The following is a 17,501-nucleotide window of genomic DNA, read 5'->3' as shown; positions in this document are numbered from 1 at the left end:
GTTTTCAATTTTTTTATGCAAGTTCTATCCATTGATGTGACTATTTTTAACCACGGTAAAATTGAGTGAAAATAAATGCTTAAATCAGTGTATATCAAGCTTTACGGCACGATACATAGCTCAAATGAATTGGTTTAACTCAATTTGTGATGAACAAACCTGCAGCATTATGTTTGCTAATGGCTAAAAGATGAATAAATTGGGGTTGACACAGCAGGCTGGTCACGTTAAAAAGTGGGTATAGAAAATTTTAATTTAAGAATAATTAGTTAACTTTAATGAATATTTATAGTGGTAACATTCTCCTAGGTCTCCTTCTTCTCTTACGCAATATTTGCGCGGAGTCCTTTGTGTTACTTGCTAAATAAGTTTACTGGCATTCACAAACCCCGCGCTAACAGCCGCGGGGTTTTTTGTTTCTACAACCGATTAAATTTTTGAACAAACAAATTAAACGAACAAATACAGCTAACGAAATGGATTTAAGCGGTACCAAAATACAGCAGTAAATCGTTAGTTAGGCGAGCAAACTTTTACGTGAACAATAGGTTCGATGGAGAAAACTGATGTCCAATAGAGTCATAATATTTGATACCACATTGAGAGACGGCGAACAGGCGTTAGCGGCAAGTTTAACTGTGAAAGAAAAACTTCAAATCGCACTGGCGCTTGAACGCTTGGGTGTCGATGTTATGGAAGTCGGTTTTCCTGTGTCTTCACCAGGTGATTTCCAGTCGGTACAAACCATTGCTAAAATGATTAAAAATAGCCGTGTGTGTGCCTTATCTCGTGCATTAGAAAAAGACATTGATGCTGCGGCGCAAGCCATGGCAGTTGCTGACCAGTTCCGTATCCATACGTTTATTTCAACCTCGACCATTCATGTTGAAAGTAAATTAAAGCGCTCTTTTGACGATGTATTAGAAATGGCCGTAAGCGCAGTTAAATATGCGCGTCGCTTTACGGATGATGTTGAGTTTTCTTGTGAAGATGCTGGACGAACGCCAATAGATAACTTGTGCCGTATGGTGGAAGAAGCCATTAAAGCCGGCGCACGTACCATTAATATTCCTGACACTGTGGGTTATACCGTACCAAGCGAATTTGGTGGCATCATCCAAACCTTGTTTAATCGCGTACCTAATATCGATCAAGCTGTGATCTCGGTGCATTGTCACGATGACTTAGGTTTGTCAGTGGCTAACTCCATTACCGCGGTTGAGCACGGTGCGCGTCAGATTGAATGTACTATGAATGGCATTGGTGAGCGTGCAGGTAATTGTTCACTAGAAGAAATCGCCATGATCCTTGCAACTCGCAAGAATTTATTAGGGCTTGAAAGTAATATTAATGCTAAAGAAATTCACCGAACTTCATCGCTTGTGAGCCAGCTATGTAACATGCCTATTCAGGCTAACAAAGCTGTGGTGGGAACCAATGCATTTTCTCATTCATCAGGTATTCACCAAGATGGCATGCTAAAAGCCAAAAATACCTATGAAATTATGACCCCAGAAAGCATTGGTTTGAATCGTAATAATTTAAATATGACCTCTCGTTCAGGCCGCCATGTGATTAAACATCGTATGGAAGAAATGGGCTACAAAGAAACCGATTATGATATGGATACTTTGTACGAGCAGTTTTTGAATTTAGCTGACAAGAAAGGCCAAGTATTTGATTACGACCTTGAAGCTTTAGTGTTTATGGAAGCGCAAACTCAAGATGATGATAACTATTCGCTGCAGCACTTAATGGTGCATTCAGATTCAACTGAAGGTGTGGCAACAGCAACCGTGCGTATTGTGGTCGACGGTAAAGAGATTACTGAAGCGGCTACAGGTAATGGTCCTGTCGATGCAGCGTATAACGCCATTGCACGTGCAACGGGTCGTACCATCAATATTACTAATTACAAATTAGGTGCTAAAGGCGAAGGCCAAAATGCACTAGGTCAGGTGGATATTACTGCTGAATACAATAAGCAGACATTCCACGGGGTCGGATTAGCCACAGATGTGGTTGAGTCATCAGCACAAGCTTTAGTGCATGTGATGAACTTGACCTACCGCGCCGATAAGGTCGCTGATTTTAAACAACAGATTCATAAAGATAGGGAGTTAGGTGGAGTATGAGTTATCAAGTAGCAGTATTAGCAGGTGATGGTATTGGTCCAGAAGTCATGGCTGAAGCACGTAAGGTGCTAAAAGAAGTAGAAGCCAGATTTGAACTAGATATTGAATATGCTGAGTACGATGTCGGTGGTATTGCCATTGATAACCATGGTTGTCCACTGCCAGATTCTACCTTAAAAGGGTGTGAAGCATCTGACGCAGTATTATTCGGTAGTGTTGGCGGCCCTAAATGGGAACATTTAGCGCCTAATGATCAACCTGAACGTGGGGCATTATTGCCACTTCGTGGTCACTTCGATTTGTTCTGTAATTTACGTCCTGCCAAGTTACACACTGGGCTTGAACATATGTCGCCGCTGCGTAGTGATATCTCGTCACGTGGTTTTGATGTGTTATGTGTACGTGAGTTAACAGGTGGTATTTACTTTGGCAAGCCAAAAGGGCGTCAAGGTGAAGGACCAGATGAAGAAGCGTTCGACACTATGCGATATAGCCGCCGTGAAATCGAACGTATCGCCCGCATTGCATTTGAAGCAGCCCAAGGCCGCAGCAAAAAAGTCACGTCAGTTGATAAAGCTAATGTTTTAGCGTGTTCAGTACTGTGGCGTGAAGTGGTTGAAGGTGTTGCCAAAGATTTCCCAGATGTCGAGCTTGAGCATATCTATATTGATAACGCGACTATGCAGCTGTTACGTCGTCCAAATGAATTTGATGTGATGTTATGTTCAAACTTATTTGGTGACATTATTTCTGATGAAATTGCCATGCTAACGGGGTCGATGGGCTTATTGTCTTCAGCTAGCTTAAATAGCTCTGGTTTTGGTATGTATGAGCCTGCTGGTGGCAGTGCGCCAGATATTGCTGGGCAAGGTATCGCAAACCCTGTGGCACAAATCTTATCTGCGGCGTTATTACTGCGTCATAGTTTAAAGCTTGAAGATGCGGCTAGCGCGATTGAACGCGCAGTGACAAAAGCACTTTCACAAGGTTATTTAACCGGTGAACTATTGGGTGCAGATGAACGTCATAATGCCAAATCAACCAGCCAAATGGGTGACTTTATCGCTAACGCTGTTAAGGAAGGTGTCTAATGGCAACTCAAGTAAGTGCTGCTCAAACCCTCTATGAAAAAGTATGGGATGCGCACGTATTAGCATCACCAGAAGCGGAGGCGCCGATTATTTATGTCGATCGTCACCTTGTTCATGAAGTGACATCGCCACAAGCATTCAGTGGTTTAAAAACCGCAGGCAGAAAACTACGAGCGCCGCAAAAAACCTTTGCTACTATGGATCATAATATCTCTACATTGAGCGCAAGCCTCGATGCAATGAGCCCAATGGCACGTATTCAGGTAGAAACCTTAGCGCAAAACTGTAAAGAGTTTGGCGTGAAGCTATACGATATCCATCATCCAAACCAAGGTATTGTCCATGTAATGGGCCCTGAGCTTGGAATTACTTTACCGGGTACAGTGATTGTTTGTGGTGATTCACATACCGCGACTCATGGTGCATTTGGTGCGTTAGCATTTGGTATTGGTACTTCTGAAGTTGAGCACGTTTTAGCTACCCAAACCTTACGTCAGTTAAAAGCCAAAACCATGAAAGTGGAAGTTCGTGGCAATGTCGCCGAAGGCATTACCGCAAAAGATATCGTACTGGCGATTATTGGCCGTTTAGGTATGGATGGCGGTACAGGTTACGTGGTTGAGTTTTGTGGCGAAGCCATTGAAGCGTTATCAATGGAAGGCCGTATGACCTTATGTAACATGGCCATCGAAATGGGCGCCAAAGCAGGTATGGTTGCGCCAGATCAGACTACATTTGATTACTTAGAAGGTCGTGAGTTTTCTCCTAAAGGTGATGACTGGCTACAGGCTGTAAAAGATTGGACTGCACTTAAAACAGATGCGGGTGCCACGTTTGATGCAGAAGTTATCCTTGAAGCCGCTGATATTGCGCCGCAATTAACTTGGGGCACTAACCCAGGTCAAGTGGTATCGATTGATGCAGAGGTGCCAAACCCTGCCACAGAACCTAACGCGACTGTGCGTGGCAGCATGGAAAAAGCACTTGAATATATTGGCCTGACGTCAGGCACTAAAATGGTCGATATTCCGATCAATAAAGTGTTTATTGGCTCGTGTACTAACTCTCGTATCGAAGATTTACGTGCTGCTGCGCATCATGCTAAAGACCGTAAAGTTGCTGACGGCGTGGTGGCTATTGTGGTTCCTGGCTCTGGCCAAGTAAAACTGCAAGCAGAGGCCGAAGGGTTAGATAAAGTCTTTTTAGAGGCGGGTTTTGAGTGGCGTTTACCGGGTTGTTCTATGTGTTTGGCAATGAACGATGACCGTTTAGAAGCGGGCGATCGCTGCGCATCAACAAGTAACCGTAACTTTGAAGGTAGACAAGGCCGCGGCAGTCGTACTCACTTAGTGAGCCCAGCGATGGCTGCAGCTGCTGCGATTGCAGGCCACTTTGTTGATATTCGTAAGCCTTATTAACTCGACAACCAAAAGGAAAATCAGATGCAAGCTTTTACAAAACATACTGGTCTAGCGGTTGCGATTGACAGCGCGAATATCGATACTGACCAAATTATTCCTAAGCAGTTTTTATCTAAAGTCACCCGTGATGGGTTTGGGGTTCACTTATTCCATGACTGGCGCTACCTAGATGAAGCTGGCGAGCAAGATAACCCAACGTTTTCTTTAAACTTACCTCGTTATAAAGGTGCTTCAATTTTGTTGGCGCAAGAAAACTTTGGCTGTGGCTCTAGCCGCGAACATGCACCGTGGGCATTAGCTGATTTTGGTTTACGGGTAGTGATTGCCCCAACGTTTGCCGATATCTTTTATGGCAACTCGATCAATAACGGTTTATTGCCAGTAAAACTAACCCATGAGCAAGTTAACCAGCTTATGACGGAGGTTGAAGCAAGTGAAGGCGCTAACATTACTGTCGATTTAGAGTCGCTTACAGTGACGTCTCCATCAGGTAGTGTATTTAATTTTACTATCGCTGAATCAGCAAGACATAAGCTACTAAACGGTTTAGATGCTATTGGATTAACGCTTGAGTATGCGGCGGCCATTAGCGACTATGAAACAAGCATTCCTGCTTGGCGAGCTTAAAAGCGAATAGTAGATAGTAAATGGAGTGTCATTTATTAGCTTACTCAGTGTATCGAGTTAACCTATTTTTGATTCGCAAATGCGCCGTTATTTAAGTTATAAGGTTTAAGCGTACACCTGTACCAAGTTTATATTAGTTAAAGCCTCTACTGGTTTCAGTAGAGGCTTTTTTATTGCATTTAAAAAATGATGTCGTAATAAGGTTCTGAATTTAAATGATAAATTTATTATTAGTTTCTGTTTGATAAAAAATTAGATTAAATCACTATCAATTTTAGCGCACTAGTGTTTAACATTTTTAACCTTATATCTATATGATAAATATGTATTTAATCTTTTTTCAGCTAGTGAGTAACACAAGTCTTAGCGAATAAATTCTAGAAAAAACGCATATTTGGATGGTTTTGATGTGACCTGGGTCACTTAAAATGTTTGGTATTAGCCTTTTGCTAGTTATTTACTCTGATTTAAGTCTTTTAGTTGTAAATTTATTCTGCATCAGTAAACTTGCCGCGATTTCAAATTGAGCAATTGCTCTAATGATGTAAGAGATTAGGCAAACATAAGATTTGCTATAAACAGAGACTAATAATGAAAAAGACAATATTGACTGTGGCAGTTAGTGCCATGCTTTTCGGGGCAACGACTCAAGTGAATGCGGCTGGTTTCCAGTTAGCTGAATATTCTTCGACTGGTTTAGGTCGTGCTTTCGCTGGTGAAGCTGCCATGGCAGATAACGCAGCAGCTCAAGCTAGAAACCCAGCAATGCTAACTTACCTTGAAGGCCGTCAGCTTTCTGGTGGTGCTATTTATGTCATGCCAAATGTTGATGTTGTTGGTGATGTTAGCATTAGTTCTCCATTGTTAGGCCCAGATCCTATTTCAATGCCTGCTGATGCTATCGACTTTGCTGATAGCGCAATTGTGCCTAATTTCTATTATTCAAATCAGCTTAATGAGCAATGGACTTGGGGTTTAGCCGTAAACTCTAACTATGGTCTAGCAACCGAGCTTGATGCGACTCATCCCGCTGCACTTTTTGGTGATGAAACTGGTATCACAACTGTAGAGTTCAATCCGAATATTGCATACAAAATCAATGATGCATTTAGTGTGGGTGCTGGTCTTCGTATTGTTTATGGTGAAGGCCATGTCGGCGCATCAATGCCAGGTTGGATTGACGGTGTAAAACAAGCGGTACCAGATTTAGCGCCAATGCTTCCTGAAGCTGGTGCAAGTCTTAAGTACATGGAAGGTGATGATATTGCTTTCGGTTGGCAGTTAGGTACGAGCTGGCAAATCAATGAGACTCACCGTTTAGGTTTTGCTTATCATAGTGGTGTTGAATTAGAGCTTGATGGTCATGCTTCTGGTTTACTTTATGATGGCGGCCAAGATGTTTACATCGAAGGTTACTTACCTATCGAATTGCCTGCATTTGCAGAGCTTGCGTCGCATCATCAGTTCACTGACAACTGGGCAATGCACGCAAGTGTTAATTGGACTCAGTGGAGTGTATTTGAAGAGTTGGTTGCTCATTTCCCTGGCGAGAATAAACCTGTAGGCGATCTAGAGTCTGACTTAGTAAAAGAAGAGAATTTTAAAGATAACTGGCGCTTTGCATTAGGCACCACTTACCAGTTGAATGACAAGTGGTTAGTACGTGGTGGTATGGCATTAGATAAAGGTGCTGCACAGGACGAATACCGTTCAACTACCATTCCAGATTCTGACCGTTTATGGTTTAGTGCGGGTGCTGGTTACCAAGCAACTCAAAACCTAACCGTTGATTTTGCCGTTACCTACATTAAAGGTGTTGGTGATGCACCGATTGACGAAACTCAAGACTTATTGGGTTTAGCGTCGGTTAATTACAGCGGTGATGTTGAAGCTGACGTATGGTTAGTTGGTGTTCAACTTAGCTACAAGATGTAGTTTGTTGGCGTAAATTGCCGATTTAGATTTAAGCCTCGCAGATGCGGGGCTTTTTTATGCTTGTTATATACATTTTATTTCAATTACTTGCATTACATCTGCTATCAGGCTTGTGATTGAGCAGTATCCGTCTTAACTTATTATGATAAGGCAATTAAGGTGCAGAGATATTTATTACAGCACCACCTGCATTGATAGGCTAATCATGAATTCAAAGAAATATGTTATCGCGCTCGACCAAGGCACAACCAGTTCAAGAGCTATTGTTTTTGATCATAAAGCCAATATGGTGGCTGTATCCCAGCGCGAGTTTACCCAAATATATCCTCAAGCTGGCTGGGTTGAGCATGATCCGATGGAGATTTGGTCATCTCAAAGCTCGTCGTTAATCGAGGTGTTAGCAAGAGCGGGAATTAGTTGTGATGATGTCGCTGCAATGGGTATCACTAACCAGCGTGAGACAACTGTTGTATGGGATAAACATACAGGTAAACCGATTCATAATGCGATTGTATGGCAGTGCCGCCGCAGCCAAGCTATCTGCCAGCAATTTAAAGCTGACGGATTAGAAGATTATATAAAATCGACCACAGGCTTAGTGTTAGATCCTTATTTTTCAGCGAGTAAAATTAAGTGGTTATTGGATAATATTGAAGGTGCCCGTGAGAAAGCGGAGGCGGGTGACTTACTATTTGGCACCATTGATACTTGGTTGGTGTGGAAACTCACACAAGGCAAAGTGCATGTCACTGAACCCACAAATGCATCCCGCACCATGTTGTTTAATATTCATCAGCAACAATGGGATGAAAAGCTACTACAGGCGTTTGATATTCCTCGGTCTATGCTTCCTGAAGTTAAGCCTTCTTGTGCGGTTTATGGCACAACCAGTATTGCAGGAGGTGAGATTGCCGTAGCAGGGATGGCGGGCGATCAGCAGTCGGCGCTATTTGGTCAACTATGCTTTGAACCCGGTATGGCTAAAAATACCTATGGCACAGGTTGCTTCTTACTGATGAACACAGGTGATAAAGCTGTTTCATCGACCCATGGCTTGTTAACCACCATAGGCATAGGTAGCGATTTATCAGTTAACTATGCCTTGGAAGGCGCGGTATTTATGGGCGGCGCAGTGATCCAGTGGTTACGTGATGAAATGGGTTTAATTCAGGACGCCCAAGATACTGAATATTTTGCCAATAAGGTTTCAGACACTAATGGTGTCTATTTGGTGCCCGCTTTTGTCGGCTTAGGCGCGCCTTATTGGGATGCTGATGCAAGAGGTGCGATTGTTGGTTTAACCAGAGGAGTTAACCGAAGCCATATTATTCGTGCAGCATTGGAAGCAATCGCATATCAAAGTAAAGATTTGCTTGAGGCCATGAGCCAAGATTCGGGTGTTGCGCTTAAACAGATTAGAGTGGACGGCGGCGCAGTTGCCAATGATTTTTTGATGCAGTTCCAAGCAGATATCAGTGATGTTGATGTCATTCGTCCTCAAGTCACTGAAACTACAGCAATGGGTGCTGCTTATTTAGCTGGATTGGCGGTGGGATTTTGGCAATCCACAGACGAGCTTAAAAATATTGCTGCGACAGATAAGAAGTTTACTGCGCAAATGGACAATTCGGTCAGAACTGATTTGTATGCTGGCTGGAAAAAGGCGGTGCAGCAGACTGCTTCAAAGTAATAGTTTATTTCAAAGTGGCAATTTATTTCAAAATAACAATCTAATTCAAAGTAACTATTTCAAAGTGACTATTTCAAAGTGACTATTTCAAAGTAACTAAGCAAGTCGCAGTGATTAAACTTCTATGTCGATGTGTTTTATCTTTGAATTGTCATCTGAGTGTTGGGAAGCTTTGCTAGCGCTAGAGTCTTTTGGCGTTAGCTTGGTTTCTGGTGGTAATTGAGATTGAGGCGCTTCATGGCTATCAGCAGAGATAGAGTCACTGTCGCTGACTTTTTTGACATTTCTTTTGACACCATCAACTTGCCTAGGCGGTCTGGCTACAATGGCGTAAATACTGTCTAAACTCATTTTGACCTCCTTAATCACATTGAACGATACTTTTAATTGTTAAACTGTAGCTATTCAGAATTAATCAGATCTCGGCAATGATCATCTTATCGATTTATATCCCGTCGTCTTTGCATTAATAGCCTGGTTAATTATTATATCGGCAATGGATGATTAATATTTAATCTAATTTATTATATGTAGTCCAACCTTTAATCACAATTATCTAGTCTACGATTGAACAGCTTACTTGTTTCACTTTGAATTCGATTTCTGAAATTCATGGTACTAATTATTTCCATAAAGAGACCCATCACACATTGGATGGATATTTCTGAATAAATAATTAAGCTCAGATCGAACGTTATTGTTATTTTTATATGAAAATAGTCACAATTTAGATCAAATTCCCCACATTTATTACTGTTATTAACCGTGTTATGTCTATGGTTTCGTTCATTTACCCGCCTATAAACCACTTTTCTCCACCTCGAACAGCTTAATTATAATTTGCTGCTAACCCGCTTCAGAACTGGATTTAATTAATCTTTTCATCCCTTGACAATACTTGTGTTGTATCCCTAAACTTAAGGGTTGTGGGGAATTGTGGATATTTGTGGGAATTTTAATAACAATTAAAAGGGATCGATAACTGTGTTTCGGGGTGCTAGTGCGATAAATATGGATGCAAAAGGACGGATCGCTATTCCAATGCGATACCGAGAATCCTTACGCGCCGAGCACGATGGCATTGTCGTTATCACCGTAGACATCCAATCACATTGTTTATTGATCTATCCGATCCACGAGTGGGAATTGATAGAAGCTAAATTGTTGCAACTATCAGACACCGACAAAGTTGAACGTTCCATGAAACGAAGATTATTAGGCCACGCTCATGAATGTGAGTTAGATGGTAATGGACGCGCGCTAGTTCCTCCAGCATTAAGACAGTATGCAGGGTTACAAAAGAAAACCATGCTGGTGGGCTTATTGAACAAGTTTGAATTGTGGGATGAAGCTGCTTGGCAGACACAAATGGATGAAAGCCATGAGTTGATCCAAGCTGAAGATCTCGCTAGCCATGAAAGATTAGCTAATTTTTCATTATAAATAACCAATTAAGAAGAGTCTGATGAGCCAAGAATTTGCCCATTTATCTGTACTACTAAAAGAAACCGTTGATGGTTTAAACATCCATGAAGATGGCATCTATATCGATGGCACTTTTGGACGTGGTGGTCATTCTAGGCATGTGCTGAGTCAACTCGGTGAAAATGGTCGCTTGATTGCTATCGATCGCGATCCTCAGGCTATTGAAGCGGCAAAGCAGTTTGCAGATGATCCGCGTTTTCAGATTGTTCACGGTGGCTTCGGTCAGATAGAACAATATGTGACTGAGCTTGGCCTTAAAGGCAAGGTCGATGGGGTGTTATTGGATTTAGGTGTGTCTTCACCACAGTTAGATGATGCTGAACGCGGATTTAGTTTCCTGCGTGATGGTCCTTTGGACATGCGGATGGATAACAGCCAAGGTCAAACAGCTGCGCAGTGGATTGCTAAAGCTGAAATTGAAGATATGGCGTGGGTATTTAAAACCTATGGTGAAGAGAAGAATTCTCGGCACATTGCCCGTTGTATTGCCGCAGACCGTGATGAAAAGCCATTTTTAAGAACCAAAGATTTAGCCGATTTAATTGCACGTATTACTAAGAATAAAGAACGTAACAAGCATCCTGCTACGCGTGTGTTCCAAGCTATTCGTATTTATATCAATAGCGAGCTGGAGCAAATAGAACAAGCATTAGAAGGTGCTGTTGAAGTACTAGCGCCAGAAGGGCGTTTATCAGTGATCAGTTTCCATTCGTTAGAAGACCGAATGGTGAAACGCTTTATTCGTAAATACAGCCAAGGTGCGAGCGTACCGCATGGTTTGCCTATTACCGAAGCTGAAATCAATAAATCAAAAAAATTAAAAGCAATGGGTAAGGCAATGAAGCCTTCTGATATTGAAATTGAACAAAACCCTCGTGCACGCAGTTCAGTACTTCGTGTTGCGCAGCGTCTTGATTATTAAGTAACGAAATTTAAGGTCTCATTGAAAGACCTTAATATGGCAATGATAGAAGAATAAATGAGGTTAGCTTGGGGCAATCATCAATAAAATTATCACGTATTGTGCTTGCCGATATCTGGCGACATAAGTGGATTTTATTAATGTCGGTGGTCGTACTCGTCAATGCAGTAGGCGTGGTTTATACCAGTCATGCTACGCGAAAGTTAACTTCGCAAATGGACCATTTATTACAAGAGCGCGATCGATTGGACATTGAATGGCGCAATTTGTTGTTAGAAGAGCAATCTAAGTCAGAACATAGCCGAGTGACACGGATTGCAACGCAAGATTTAAAAATGATGCGTCCATTACCGAAAGAAGAAGTGGTCATTCGGTTACAGTAAAATTATATAAGCGCTTAAATTAATAAGGATTGTTGAGTCACTAACTCAAGTTTAAATAATGAGCAGACAAGCCAAACGTAAGTTAAACCCAGAGCTGATCCCATGGCGATTATTCGTTGTGGTTGGTTTTGTGTTGCTTTTATTTACGGCTTTGATTGCACGTGCCGCTTATATTCAAATTATAGAACCCGACAAATTACGTCACGAAAGTGATATGCGTACTTTACGCACCAGCAGTAATCAGGTGCAACGTGGCTTGATCACCGACCGTAATGGCGAAATGCTCGCAGTAAGTGTGCCTGTTCGTGCTGTTTGGGCAGACCCTAAAATCTCCCATGATAAAGATGCCTTTAAAGACATGCGCCGCTGGAAAGCACTTGCGGATGTATTACATGAACCTGTCGATAAAATTGTCGATAAAGTGCAGCGCGACCCTAAACGTCGCTTTATCTATTTAAAACGCCAAGTCACTCCTGCTGTTGCTGAATATATTAAACAATTAAAGATTTCGGGTATTTATTTGAAATCTGAATCTCGTCGATATTACCCTGCAGGTGAAACCGCTGCGCAGCTAGTGGGATTAACCAACATTGATGATGTCGGTATTGAAGGTATCGAAAATGCTTATGACAGCTGGCTAACAGGAACACCTTCAAAGCAAAAAGTGCGTAAATCTCGTGATGGTAAAGTGGTGCAGCGCTTAGATATTGTTGAAGAAGGCGAAAGTTCAAACGACTTGGTGCTCAGCATCGATCAACGTATCCAGCAATTAGCCTATCGTGAGTTAAAACGTACTACCGAAATCAACCAAGCGACGTCAGGCTCCGTTGTGGTGCTAGACGTGAAAACCGGTGAAGTACTGGCGATGGTTAATACGCCATCTTATAACCCCAATTCTCGTGAAAACTTGCAATCCTATCGCATGCGAAATCGCGCTTTAACCGATACCTTTGAGCCGGGCTCAACGGTCAAGCCGTTTGTGGTTGCTGCGGCTTTAGAAGCTGGTACGGTTGAGCGAAATGACTTAATTAATACTTCTCCAGGTTGGATGCGAGTGGGTGGACGCCAAGTGCGTGACACTATCAACTACGGCAATATGACCCTAGACAAGATTTTGGTGAAATCCAGTAACGTTGGCATCAGTAAAGTGTCTTTATCGATGCCAGTGCAAGAGTTATTGGGGACTTATCAATCGATGGGTTTGGGTAATTACTCTGGCATCAACTTAGCGGGTGAAAGTGCAGGTCTTATTCACGACCGTCGCCGTTGGTCTGATTTTGAACGTGCGACATTGTCTTATGGTTACGGCCTAACTGCGACGCCGCTGCAATTAGCGAGAATGTACGCAACATTGGGCAGTGGCGGAATTCTTTATCCGGTTTCGATTCTAAAGTTAAAGCAAGCGCCTCGAGGCGAACAAGTTATCTCCGAACAAACGGCCAAAGACGTGATGGAAATGATGTTAGGTGTAACCGAAAGAGGTGGCACTGCGACTAAAGCACATATCGATGGCTACCCTATTGCAGGCAAAACAGGTACTAGCCGTAAGTCCATTGCAGGGGGTTACGGTGATGATTATGTTTCACTGTTTGCGGGTGTCGCACCAGTCCATAAGCCACGCTTAGCGATTTCAATTGTGGTTAATGAGCCAAAAGGCGATAGATACCATGGTGGCGATGTGGCAGGTCCTGCTTTTGCAAAAATTATGTCTGGAGCATTACAGATGCTCAATGTAGAGCCATTAAATGAGAAAGAGAAAGTTGAATTGGCAGCAATCGCTAGGAGGGCAGAATAATGCTTCTTAGTGATTTATTAGCGCCTTGGTTTCATTATGCTGGCCGTGAGTCAGTCTCTTCAATGACGTTAGATAGCCGTGAAGTCAGCCAAGGGTGTTTGTTTGTTGCTTTACCAGGCCATCAAGTTGATGGTCGACAATTTATTAATAAAGCCGTTGAAGCGGGCGCCTTAGGTGCGTTAATTCATACCGATAACCCTGATGAGCATGGGCAAGTTAATTATCATGAATCTGGCGGGGTGTTGGTTTCGTTTTTCCAGCTCAGCCGCCAGTTATCAGCCGTTGCAGCGCAGTTATATCCTTTGCTCAACGCCAGTATGGCCATTATTGGAGTAACAGGGACTAACGGTAAAACCTCTGTCAGTCAGTTGATTGCTCAGCTTGTGACCCTTAAACAGCAAAAAGCTGCTGTTATGGGCACGTTAGGTAATGGTGTTTGGGGCAATCTAATCGATAGCGGCAATACAACCGCTGATGCCATAACGCTTGTCCGTCAGTTACACGAGTTTCAGCAGCAAAATGTTAATACTTGCGCGATAGAAGTCTCAAGCCATGGTTTAGTTCAAGGTCGAGTAGAAGCTGTACCTTTTAACACGGCAGTGTTTACCAATTTAAGTCGTGATCACCTTGATTACCATGGCGACATGGATGCTTATGGCGCGGCTAAGAAACGTTTATTTACTTTTTCTTGCATCAAAAATGGCTTGTTAAACCTTGATGATGCAGTAGGTGAGCGGTGGTTTAATGATCTTGAATCGACGGGTATGTTCGGGTTTAGCCTTAACAAGCATCCTTTAGCGCGCTTTTACACTGATAACATGCATTTTAATGATGCAGGGGTCACGTGTGATTTCTATTACCCTGCTGATATTAATAATCAAGATTCAACTTTATTGAAAGGTCAGTTGTCATCACCGCTTTTAGGTGATTTTAATTTATCGAATCTTGTTGCTGCGCTAGGTGCACTGTATTTGCAAGGTTCGTTAACGGCAGATGAAAGCGGCGAAAACCTAATGGGTGAGTTGCTTACGTTAGTACCTCATTTAACCCCAGTTGCCGGTCGTATGGAGCGATTTAACCAAGCTAATGGCCCAACCTTAGTCGTTGATTATGCCCATACGCCTGATGCCATTGAGCATGCTTTAAAAGCGCTGCGAATTCATTGCCAAGGTACTTTATGGTGTGTGTTTGGTTGTGGTGGCGACCGTGATACAGGTAAGCGACCTTTAATGGCGCAAGCTGCAGAGCAATTTGCAGATAAAGTTATGGTGACCAGCGATAATGCTCGCAGCGAAGAGCCGATGAGTATTATCAATGATGTGGTTGCAGGATTAACTCACCCTGAGTTGGCATTGACTAAAATTGACCGAATTGAAGCGATTAAAGCCGTGACTAAACTTGCCAAAGCGGGTGATATTGTCTTACTCGCGGGTAAGGGACATGAAACCTACCAAGAAGTCGCAGGTAGCAAAATTGATTATGATGAACGTGCGCTAGCCATGCAACTAACCGGCGCAGACACTCCGCGAGAGCCTCTTGTAAAAACGGAGGACTTTTGATGATAGACATATCATTATCAACATTAGCGGTTGAGCTGGACGCACAATTAATCGGTGCAGATATTGTCATAAACGATGTGACCAGCGACAGCCGAAAAATGCAGTCTAGTAGCTTATTTGTTGCTTTAAAAGGCTTGCGTTTTGACGGTCATAGTTTTGCTGAAACTGCGGTAGAAAATGGTGCAAAGGCATTATTGGTTGAGCGTCAACTTGATGTCGATATTCCGCAGCTTGTTGTAAAAAATAGCCAAAAAGCGATGGGGGCTATTGGTGCTTATATTCGTCAGCAAGTTAACCCACTTTCAATAGCACTGACTGGTTCAAATGGTAAAACCACGGTGAAAGAAATCGTGGCGACAATTCTATCTCAGCATCATAGCGTGCTCTTTACCGCGGGTAATTTTAATAATGAAATTGGTGTTCCGCTAACGCTGTTAAGGTTAGAGCAGGGACATGAGATTGGTGTATTTGAGTTAGGCGCAAACCATCAGGGTGAAATTAATTATACTTCATCTTTAGTGACGCCTCAGGTGGCATTGGTGAATAATGTCGGCCGTGCTCATCTTGAAGGTTTTGGATCTATTGAAGGCGTTGCTGAGGCAAAGTCTGAAATCTTCAATCACCTGAGTAAAGACGGCACTGCGATTATAAATGCTGATGATGACTTTGCTGATTTTATGGCAAATAAAGCTGCAGCTTTTAAACAGCTAACCTTTTCAATTACTGAAAACGTCGATGCTGACATTAAAGCAGTAGATATTGTTGCTAACGATAGCGGTTGCTATCAATTTAATTTAGTCATTTTAGGTCAGTCTTACCCAGTACAACTTCCATTAGCTGGCTTGCATCAAGTGAGTAATGCATTAGCTGCTAGCGCCATTTGTATCGCTTTGAATATCCCTGTTGCAGGTATTGTAACGGGGCTAAGTGCGTTAACGCCTGTTAAGGGGCGAATGGTGCCGCATAAGCTAGGACGAATTTTATTGGTTGATGACAGCTATAACGCTAACCCGACTTCTGTCGATGCTGCAATTAGCTGGTTAAAACAAACTCGCGGTTTTCGGTGTTTAGTGCTGGGAGATTTAGGCGAATTAGGTGACAATAGCGCCCTTTTGCATTTTGAGGTTGGCCAACAAGCCAAACTTGCTGGGATTGACGATTTGTTTTGTTGCGGTCAACTAACTGAATCTACTAGTAAAGCGTTTGGTTCTGAGCACTTTAGTGACTCAGGTTTACTTGCTCAAGCATTAATGAAAAAGATAAATCTGTTACCGGATGATGTAACTATTTTAGTAAAAGGCTCTCGAAGCGCAGCGATGGAAACTGTGGTCGAAGAGTTATTAAGTGCCAACAGGCGCGGGGAGTTTGTTTAGATGCTGGCTTATTTAGCTGAGTATTTAACCCAGTTTTACAGTGGGTTTAATGTATTTTCATATCTGACCTTAAGAGCCATTTTAGGGCTTATGACAGGTCTGATTTTTAGCTTATGGTTTGGTCCTAAGTTAATTGAGCGTTTGCAATTACTTCAAATTGGACAAGTCGTTCGTAATGATGGCCCAGAATCGCATTTCAGTAAGCGTGGCACGCCGACAATGGGCGGTTTGCTGATCCTTGCAGGCATTTTTGTCAGCGTTTTATTATGGGGTGACTTATCAAATAGATATGTCCTCGTGATGCTATTTGTACTGGGTACATTTGGTGGTATTGGTTTCCTCGATGATTACCTAAAAGTAGTCAAAAAAGACTCTAAAGGTCTGATTGCCCGTTGGAAGTATGCTTCGCAATCTATTGCCGCTTTAGCCGTTGCCTTTTACTTATATAGCTCAGCGACAATTCCGGGTGAGACTCAGTTAGTCGTGCCATTTTTTAAAGATGTGATGCCGCAACTAGGTTTGCTTTATATCGTGTTGGCTTACTTCACAATTGTGGGTGCCAGTAACGCTGTGAACTTAACCGATGGCTTAGATGGTTTAGCAATCATGCCTACAGTCATGGTTGCAGCAGCATTTGCACTGATTGCCTATTTATCGGGTCATGCTCAGTTTGCGAGTTATCTGCACATTCCGCACCTGCCAGATGCAGGTGAATTGGTGATTGTGTGTACCGCGATAGTTGGCGCAGGTTTAGGGTTTTTATGGTTTAACACCTACCCAGCACAAGTGTTTATGGGTGATGTTGGATCGTTAGCACTTGGCGCGGGACTAGGTGCGATTGCCGTATTAGTTCGCCAAGAAGTGTTATTAGTGATTATGGGCGGCGTTTTCGTGATGGAAACGGTGTCGGTGATTCTACAAGTGGGTTCTTATAAATTACGTGGACAACGTATTTTTAGAATGGCACCGATTCACCACCATTACGAATTGAAAGGTTGGCCAGAGCCAAGAGTGATTGTTCGCTTTTGGATTATTTCGTTATTCCTAGTGATGCTAGGACTGGCAACCCTTAAGTTAAGGTAGTA

14 protein-coding genes are annotated in these 17,501 nt (G+C 42.6%); 13 read left to right on the top strand and 1 reads right to left on the bottom strand.

Annotation, left to right across the window (positions count from 1 at the left end; all coding sequences use genetic code 11):
* Positions 1-566 precede the first annotated feature (566 nt).
* From leuA to glpK, 6 genes are all read left to right on the top strand, one after another.
* A complete protein-coding gene (gene leuA, locus AC0L4E_RS17020; RefSeq protein ID WP_473680411.1) occupies positions 567-2,135 on the top strand; it encodes a 2-isopropylmalate synthase in 1,569 nt (522 codons plus the stop codon).
* Positions 2,132-3,226, top strand: coding sequence for a 3-isopropylmalate dehydrogenase (leuB, locus tag AC0L4E_RS17015; RefSeq protein WP_473680409.1), 1,095 nt, complete (start codon positions 2,132-2,134; stop codon positions 3,224-3,226). The genes leuA and leuB overlap by 4 nt, the downstream gene beginning before the upstream one ends.
* On the top strand, positions 3,226-4,644 hold the full coding sequence (gene leuC, locus AC0L4E_RS17010; protein WP_473680407.1) for a 3-isopropylmalate dehydratase large subunit: 1,419 nt from the start codon (positions 3,226-3,228) through the stop codon (positions 4,642-4,644). The genes leuB and leuC overlap by 1 nt, the downstream gene beginning before the upstream one ends.
* A 24-nt stretch (positions 4,645-4,668) precedes the next feature.
* Entirely contained in the window at positions 4,669-5,274 is a 606-nt protein-coding gene (gene leuD / locus AC0L4E_RS17005) for a 3-isopropylmalate dehydratase small subunit (RefSeq protein WP_473680405.1), read from the top strand.
* A 591-nt stretch (positions 5,275-5,865) separates the two neighbouring features.
* Complete coding sequence (locus AC0L4E_RS17000; protein WP_473680403.1) at positions 5,866-7,209, top strand: outer membrane protein transport protein; 1,344 nt, start codon at positions 5,866-5,868, stop codon at positions 7,207-7,209.
* Between the two features lie 205 nt (positions 7,210-7,414).
* Positions 7,415-8,899, top strand: a complete 1,485-nt coding sequence (gene glpK, locus AC0L4E_RS16995) for a glycerol kinase GlpK (protein ID WP_473680401.1) — start codon at positions 7,415-7,417, stop codon at positions 8,897-8,899.
* A 114-nt stretch (positions 8,900-9,013) separates the two neighbouring features.
* On the opposite strand, the gene AC0L4E_RS16990 is transcribed toward glpK, so the two are convergent.
* Positions 9,014-9,250, bottom strand: coding sequence for a hypothetical protein (locus AC0L4E_RS16990; protein ID WP_473680399.1), 237 nt, complete (start codon positions 9,248-9,250; stop codon positions 9,014-9,016).
* A 633-nt stretch (positions 9,251-9,883) separates the two neighbouring features.
* Between AC0L4E_RS16990 and mraZ the strand changes: the two genes are divergently transcribed.
* From mraZ to mraY, 7 genes are all read left to right on the top strand, one after another.
* Entirely contained in the window at positions 9,884-10,342 is a 459-nt protein-coding gene (mraZ, locus tag AC0L4E_RS16985) for a division/cell wall cluster transcriptional repressor MraZ (RefSeq protein ID WP_473680397.1), read from the top strand.
* Positions 10,343-10,364: 22 nt separating this feature from the next.
* The gene (gene rsmH / locus AC0L4E_RS16980) at positions 10,365-11,306 is read left to right on the top strand and encodes a 16S rRNA (cytosine(1402)-N(4))-methyltransferase RsmH (protein WP_473680395.1); all 942 of its coding nucleotides are present in this window, start codon (positions 10,365-10,367) and stop codon (positions 11,304-11,306) included.
* 68 nt (positions 11,307-11,374) lie between these two features.
* The gene (gene ftsL / locus AC0L4E_RS16975; protein ID WP_473680394.1) at positions 11,375-11,689 is read left to right on the top strand and encodes a cell division protein FtsL; all 315 of its coding nucleotides are present in this window, start codon (positions 11,375-11,377) and stop codon (positions 11,687-11,689) included.
* A gap of 58 nt (positions 11,690-11,747) precedes the next feature.
* Positions 11,748-13,484 carry a peptidoglycan D,D-transpeptidase FtsI family protein gene (locus tag AC0L4E_RS16970; protein WP_473680392.1) on the top strand — a complete coding sequence of 579 codons (1,737 nt, stop codon included), beginning with the start codon at positions 11,748-11,750 and terminating at the stop codon, positions 13,482-13,484.
* Complete coding sequence (gene murE / locus AC0L4E_RS16965) at positions 13,481-15,043, top strand: UDP-N-acetylmuramoyl-L-alanyl-D-glutamate--2,6-diaminopimelate ligase (protein ID WP_473681726.1); 1,563 nt, start codon at positions 13,481-13,483, stop codon at positions 15,041-15,043. Before AC0L4E_RS16970 ends, murE begins: the two co-directional genes overlap by 4 nt.
* Positions 15,043-16,416, top strand: a complete 1,374-nt coding sequence (locus AC0L4E_RS16960) for a UDP-N-acetylmuramoyl-tripeptide--D-alanyl-D-alanine ligase (RefSeq protein ID WP_473680390.1) — start codon at positions 15,043-15,045, stop codon at positions 16,414-16,416. Before murE ends, AC0L4E_RS16960 begins: the two co-directional genes overlap by 1 nt.
* Positions 16,417-17,499 carry a phospho-N-acetylmuramoyl-pentapeptide-transferase gene (gene mraY, locus AC0L4E_RS16955; protein ID WP_220753625.1) on the top strand — a complete coding sequence of 361 codons (1,083 nt, stop codon included), beginning with the start codon at positions 16,417-16,419 and terminating at the stop codon, positions 17,497-17,499.
* Positions 17,500-17,501 lie beyond the last annotated feature (2 nt).

The organism is Shewanella sp. GJ50-10 (assembly GCF_055808815.1).
This window is presented reverse-complemented; position numbering and strand designations above follow the sequence as displayed.

Bases quoted from the DNA above. Each gene is read 5' to 3' on its own strand.
- leuA (WP_473680411.1), top strand. From the start codon at position 567: ATGTCCAATAGAGTCATAATATTTGATACCACATTGAGAGACGGCGAA.
- leuB (WP_473680409.1), top strand. From the start codon at position 2,132: ATGAGTTATCAAGTAGCAGTATTAGCAGGTGATGGTATTGGTCCAGAA.
- leuC (WP_473680407.1), top strand. From the start codon at position 3,226: ATGGCAACTCAAGTAAGTGCTGCTCAAACCCTCTATGAAAAAGTATGG.
- leuD (WP_473680405.1), top strand. From the start codon at position 4,669: ATGCAAGCTTTTACAAAACATACTGGTCTAGCGGTTGCGATTGACAGC.
- AC0L4E_RS17000 (WP_473680403.1), top strand. From the start codon at position 5,866: ATGAAAAAGACAATATTGACTGTGGCAGTTAGTGCCATGCTTTTCGGG.
- glpK (WP_473680401.1), top strand. From the start codon at position 7,415: ATGAATTCAAAGAAATATGTTATCGCGCTCGACCAAGGCACAACCAGT.
- AC0L4E_RS16990 (WP_473680399.1), bottom strand. From the start codon at position 9,250: ATGAGTTTAGACAGTATTTACGCCATTGTAGCCAGACCGCCTAGGCAA.
- rsmH (WP_473680395.1), top strand. From the start codon at position 10,365: ATGAGCCAAGAATTTGCCCATTTATCTGTACTACTAAAAGAAACCGTT.
- AC0L4E_RS16970 (WP_473680392.1), top strand. From the start codon at position 11,748: ATGAGCAGACAAGCCAAACGTAAGTTAAACCCAGAGCTGATCCCATGG.
- AC0L4E_RS16960 (WP_473680390.1), top strand. From the start codon at position 15,043: ATGATAGACATATCATTATCAACATTAGCGGTTGAGCTGGACGCACAA.
- mraY (WP_220753625.1), top strand. From the start codon at position 16,417: ATGCTGGCTTATTTAGCTGAGTATTTAACCCAGTTTTACAGTGGGTTT.